The sequence below is a fragment of the Acidithiobacillus sp. TH-A36 genome, assembly GCF_057473445.1.
Genome location: NZ_JBYCKP010000541.1, coordinates 1 through 5,049 on the forward strand (window position 1 = coordinate 1; position 5,049 = coordinate 5,049).

5 protein-coding genes are annotated in these 5,049 nt (G+C 55.3%); all 5 read right to left on the reverse strand.

Going from position 1 to position 5,049, the window contains the following annotated elements; genetic code table 11:
• On the reverse strand, window positions 1–694 hold a 694-nt coding region (locus tag AC2VLY_RS13795), incomplete at its 3' end, for a complex I subunit 1/NuoH family protein (RefSeq protein WP_486894325.1).
• Window positions 691–3,039, reverse strand: coding sequence for an NADH-quinone oxidoreductase subunit NuoG (gene nuoG / locus AC2VLY_RS13800; RefSeq protein WP_486922472.1), 2,349 nt, complete (start codon window positions 3,037–3,039; stop codon window positions 691–693). The genes AC2VLY_RS13795 and nuoG, both read right to left, overlap by 4 nt.
• Window positions 3,039–4,322 (reverse strand): NADH-quinone oxidoreductase subunit NuoF, encoded by a 1,284-nt coding sequence (nuoF, locus tag AC2VLY_RS13805; RefSeq protein ID WP_010641703.1) that lies wholly within the window; start codon window positions 4,320–4,322, stop codon window positions 3,039–3,041. The genes nuoG and nuoF overlap by 1 nt, the downstream gene beginning before the upstream one ends.
• Complete coding sequence (nuoE, locus tag AC2VLY_RS13810) at window positions 4,312–4,803, reverse strand: NADH-quinone oxidoreductase subunit NuoE (RefSeq protein ID WP_486922473.1); 492 nt, start codon at window positions 4,801–4,803, stop codon at window positions 4,312–4,314. The genes nuoF and nuoE overlap by 11 nt, the downstream gene beginning before the upstream one ends.
• A gap of 3 nt (window positions 4,804–4,806) precedes the next feature.
• The coding region (locus AC2VLY_RS13815; RefSeq protein ID WP_486922474.1) for an NADH-quinone oxidoreductase subunit D-related protein at window positions 4,807–5,049 on the reverse strand (243 nt) is incomplete at its 5' end.

The following is a 5,049-nucleotide window of genomic DNA, read 5'->3' on the forward strand; positions in this document are numbered from 1 at the left end:
GGAAACCGGCGACAATTTCCGACTCGCCTTCCGCTACGTCAAAAGGTGCGCGGTTGGTTTCCGCCACACCGGAAATAAAATACACCAGAAAAAACGGGAAAAGGGGCAACCAGTACCAGGACCAGAAACCGCCACCGGCCTGGGCCTCGACAATTTTGCTCAGATTCAGGGTCTGGGCCAACATCAACACCCCGACCAGGGCAAAACCCATGGCGATTTCGTAAGCAACCAGCTGTGCGGCGGCGCGCATGGCACCCAGAAACGCATACTTGGAATTGGAAGCCCAGCCCGCCACGATAATGCCGTACACGCCCAACCCGGCAATCGCCAGCACGTACAGCAAACCGGCGTTCATGTTGGAGATAGCCACATCCGGCCCGAAAGGCACTGCCGCCCAGACCAGCAGCGCGGGGACAAACGCCAGCACCGGTGCTGCCAGAAACAGGAAGCGATTGGCGCTGGTGGGAATGATGACTTCCTTGAACATCAGCTTCAGCGCATCGGCAATAGGCTGCAGCGAACCTCTGAAACCCACCCGGTTGGGTCCCAGACGTACCTGCATGTAACCAATGACTTTGCGTTCTGCCAGGGTCAGGTAAGCCACACCCAGCAACAACGGCACCACCACAATGACAATTTTGATAATCGACCAGATGACTGCCCACCAGCCGGTTTGATAAAAATCATGCATCATGATGCCCTCTGGGTTTCCGGCAGTAATGCTGCCATCGCTATGGAACAGGGCATATAAGGCGCAGCAAGTCCCGAAGTTTCCGGGTAGCCCAGAGGAATCCAGATGCAACCCAGGGGGATATGTGTATCCAGATCCAGTGCCAGAGTGACTTTTCCCGATGCAGTACTGACTTCCACGGCCTCACCCTGAATTCCCGACTGACGGGCCTGGTCGGGATGCATTCTGGCAACCAGGGGTGTACTCAGCGGCTTGGCCCGGCGCACCAGAGGATCACCCTGATAAATGGGCCAGTCACCAAGGCGCAATAATGCGCCTGCTGCTATGGGTTGCACTGCTTCCAGTGCTGGAAAGGCATGGAAGGGCGGAATATCCATACCATAGTCGCCCACGGCATGATGCCAGGCGGCGCTCACTTCACTCAGTTCATTATACTGAAAGTCTGGCAGCTTCAGACCATCACCCAATACCCGCAATATTTTCCAGCCGGGGCGGGCTTCACCGGGTAATTTCACTGCCGCGCGGAACGACTGGCAGCGTCCTTCATTATTCACATAAGAACCTGAACCCTCGGCAAACGCGGCCATGGGTAATATCACATCCGCATACTGCCGGGCTTCGTTGCCAAAATGACTGATACTTAAAACAAACTCGGCACCGCGCAGACGCTGGACTGCTTGTGCTCCTGCGAGACTATCCACACCCGGCTCTACGCCGAAAAGAATAAAGCCCTGCATGTCGGCATTCCAGCAGGCACCTGCAGGTAAACCGGACTCTGCCAGCAGGTGACCGCCAGGAGCGCGCTGGGGTACACAGCCACTCAACCAGGCTCCGGCACTGTTGCTTTCATCTGCCAGCCAGCCAATCCGCCCACCCGCCAGCTCGGCAATGCTTTCCACCTGAGCCAGTAAATCGGCAGCCTGGGGATGATGCAGCAGGGCACTGCCAATCAAAATGAGCGGATTATCTGCTGCCGCCATTTCCCGGGCCAAATCTACCAGACCATCGCTCTGTTTTTCTTCATGAATATGGGCAAAATGCCCCGCCAGTTGCTGGTACAAGGCCAGATCTTCACCCGCCCCGGCAACCATCTGGGTGACCGGAAAATTGAAATCCTGACGCATGCTGTCAATGCTCACTACCTTGCCGCCGTTCAGTACCGCCTTATGCAGGCGATGGTTGGTCAGCGGCTGCTGGTGTCGGGTGAAGCCATGACAGAGCATAATCAGTGGCTCTCTTTCCAGTTCTTCCAGACTCATATTCAGCGCCGGATAAAGAGGCATGGCCGCATCCGCACGGAAATCCTGCTGATGCAGACGATGATCCACATGCGGGCTACCCAGTCCGCGCAACAAGGCCTGGAACAAAAACAGTTCTTCGTTACTGGACTGTCCGGAAATCAGTCCTGCCAGTTTATCTGCACCGTGGCGGGCCAGCACTTTTTCCAGTCCGGCGAGAGTCGCTTCCAGGGCTTCGGCCCAGGAGACTTCCGTCCACTTACCCTGTGAATCGCGCAACAAAGGCTTGGTCACCCGATCAGGCGCATTCAATCCGGTGTAGGCATAGCGCCCCTTGTCACAAATCCACTGTTCATTGACGGCTTCATTATTGCGCGGCAAAACCCGCAGCACTTCCTTGCCCAGACTTTGGACATCGGTATTGCAGCCCGTGGAACAATGCGGACAAATGCCGGGGGTGTGCTTCAGTTCCCAGGAGCGGGCCTTGTAGCGGAAGGGTTTGCTGGTCAGCGCGCCCACCGGACATAAATCAATCATGTTTCCGGATAATTCCGATTTCACAGCCTTGGCGACATAAGTGCCAATGGCCATGTGTTCACCGCGTCCGGTAGCCCCAAGCTCCTTGATGCCACCGATTTCCTGCCCGAAACGCACACAGCGGGTACACTGAATGCAGCGGGTCATTTCCGTAGTGATCAGCGGACCGATATCCTTGTCTTCGACAACCCGCTTCTCCTCATTGTAATGACTGTGCGGATTGGCAAAGCCCATGGTGATGTCCTGCAATGGACATTCGCCGCCCTGATCACAAATCGGACAATCCAGGGGATGGTTGATCAGCAAAAATTCCAGAACACCCTGCTGGGCCATTTTTGCCTTGCGCGAAGCCGTGGCTATTTTCATTCCGTCGGACACCGGGGTGGCACAGGCGGGCAAGGGTTTTGGCGCTTTTTCCACATCCACCAGACACATCCGGCAATTGGCGGCAACAGAAAGTTTGGGGTGATAGCAGAAAAACGGGATATAAATCCCTAGAGACTCAGCGGCCTCCATGATCGTGGTCCCGGCTGCCACTTCGACTTGCTGTCCGTCTATTTCAATATGCAGCATCAGTGTTCTCCCATACTGATCATGCAGCTTTTGTGTTCAATATGGTATTCATATTCCTCACGAAATAACTTGATGGAGCTCACCACCGGCGCAACCCCACCATCTGCCAGGGCGCAGATGGTCCGCCCCTCAATGCGTGAACCCACATCCAGAAGCAGTTGCAGGTCTTCTTCGCGACCCTGACCGTTTTCGAGGCGATGCATGACCCGCCACAACCAACCCATGCCTTCGCGGCAGGGTGTACATTGACCACAAGACTCATGCATATAAAAACGGGCAATGCGCTCCACCGTGCGGACCATGCACACACTGTCATCCATGACAATCACGGAACCCGCACCCAAAGCCGAACCCGCCTTGGAAATGGAGTCGTAATCCATGGTGACATCCATCATCACCTCCCCAGCCACCATCGCCGTGCTGGTTCCACCGGGAATCACCGCTTTCAGCCGGCGACCAGGACGCAAGCCCCCGGCCATCTCCAGCAATTCCCGGAACGGAAGCCCCATGGGGACTTCGTAATTTCCGGGTTTCTGGACCTGACCAGTGACGGAGAAAATCTTGGTGCCCCCATTATTGGGTTTACCCAGATTCAGAAACCACTCGCCGCCCCTGGTGATAATGTCCGGCACCGAAGCGAACGTTTCGACGTTGTTGATGGTGGTGGGGCGCCCATAAAGTCCGTAGCTGGCGGGAAAAGGTGGCTTGAAGCGCGGCTGGCCCTTTTTGCCTTCCAGGGCTTCCATAAGCGCGGTTTCTTCCCCGCAAATGTAGGCCCCGGCACCCCGATATACATACAAATCGAAGGAAAAACCGGTACCCAGAATATTCTGGCCGAGATACCCCGCTGCATAGGCTTCAGCCAGCGCATCCTCGACAATATGGATGGGTTCAATAAACTCGCCACGAATAAAAATGTAGCCCGCCGTGGCACCCATGGCATAGGCACCAATAATCATCCCCTCAATCAGGCGATGCGGTTCATAGCGCATAATATCCCGATCCTTGCAGGTGCCGGGCTCGCCCTCATCGGCATTGCAGAGCAGATATTTCGTGCCACTGACCCCTTTGGGCATGAAACTCCACTTCAGTCCGGTCGGAAAGCCGGCACCACCGCGTCCACGCAGAGCGGATTTTTTCATTTCGGCAATAATCTGCTCGGGCGCCATCGGTTCCTGGAGGACCTTGCGCAAAGCTTCATAACCACCGGTTCCGGCATACACGGACAGACGATGGGAGTCGGGAATACCACGATTCTGCAGCGTAACGCCATTAACGTACATCTTCAGATCCTCCCCGCAATTGGGCAATCAGGGCATCCAGACTTTCTGGAGTCAGGTTTTCGTAGTAGCGATCTCCCAGCTGCATCATCGGCGCGTCTTTACAGGCACCCAGGCATTCCACTTCCTGCAGGGTGAACAAGCCATCAGCCGTCGTTTCACCCAGACCGATTCCCAAGGTTTTACTCAGATGAGCAATGATTCTGTCTGATCCGTTCAGAAAGCAGGACACGCTGCCACAGACGCAGAGCTTGTGGCGACCCACGGGCTTGAGGTCATACATGGTGTAAAAAGTCGCCACCTCAAAAGCCTGAATGGCTGGCAAACCCAGAATTTCTGCCACATATTCAATCAGCTCCTCACGCAGATAACCCTGTTCTTCCTGGGCAATACGCAGTGCCGCCAACAACGCAGAACGCGACTCTTCCTGCGGATACTTGCTGCGCTCAAAGGCAATAGCTTTCAGGGACTTTTCCGATAACATGCTCTACCTGTCAATCTCGCCGAAAACAATATCCATGGTGGACAGTATCGCCACCACATCTGCAATCATGTGTCCCTTGGCCATTTCATCCATCGCTGCCAGATGAGAAAAACCGGGGGCACGAATTTTCATCCGGTAGGGTTTGTTGGCACCATCAGAAATCATGTAGATACCGAATTCGCCCTTGGGAGCCTCAACGGCTGTGTACACTTCTCCTGCCGGAACGGACATGCCTTCCGAAAACAG

What these genes read in the sequence shown, in the direction of transcription:
- nuoE (WP_486922473.1), bottom strand. Translation starts at nt 4,803, where the DNA reads ATGTTATCGGAAAAGTCCCTGAAAGCTATTGCCTTTGAGCGCAGCAAG.
- nuoG (WP_486922472.1), bottom strand. Translation starts at nt 3,039, where the DNA reads ATGCTGCATATTGAAATAGACGGACAGCAAGTCGAAGTGGCAGCCGGG.
- nuoF (WP_010641703.1), bottom strand. Translation starts at nt 4,322, where the DNA reads ATGTACGTTAATGGCGTTACGCTGCAGAATCGTGGTATTCCCGACTCC.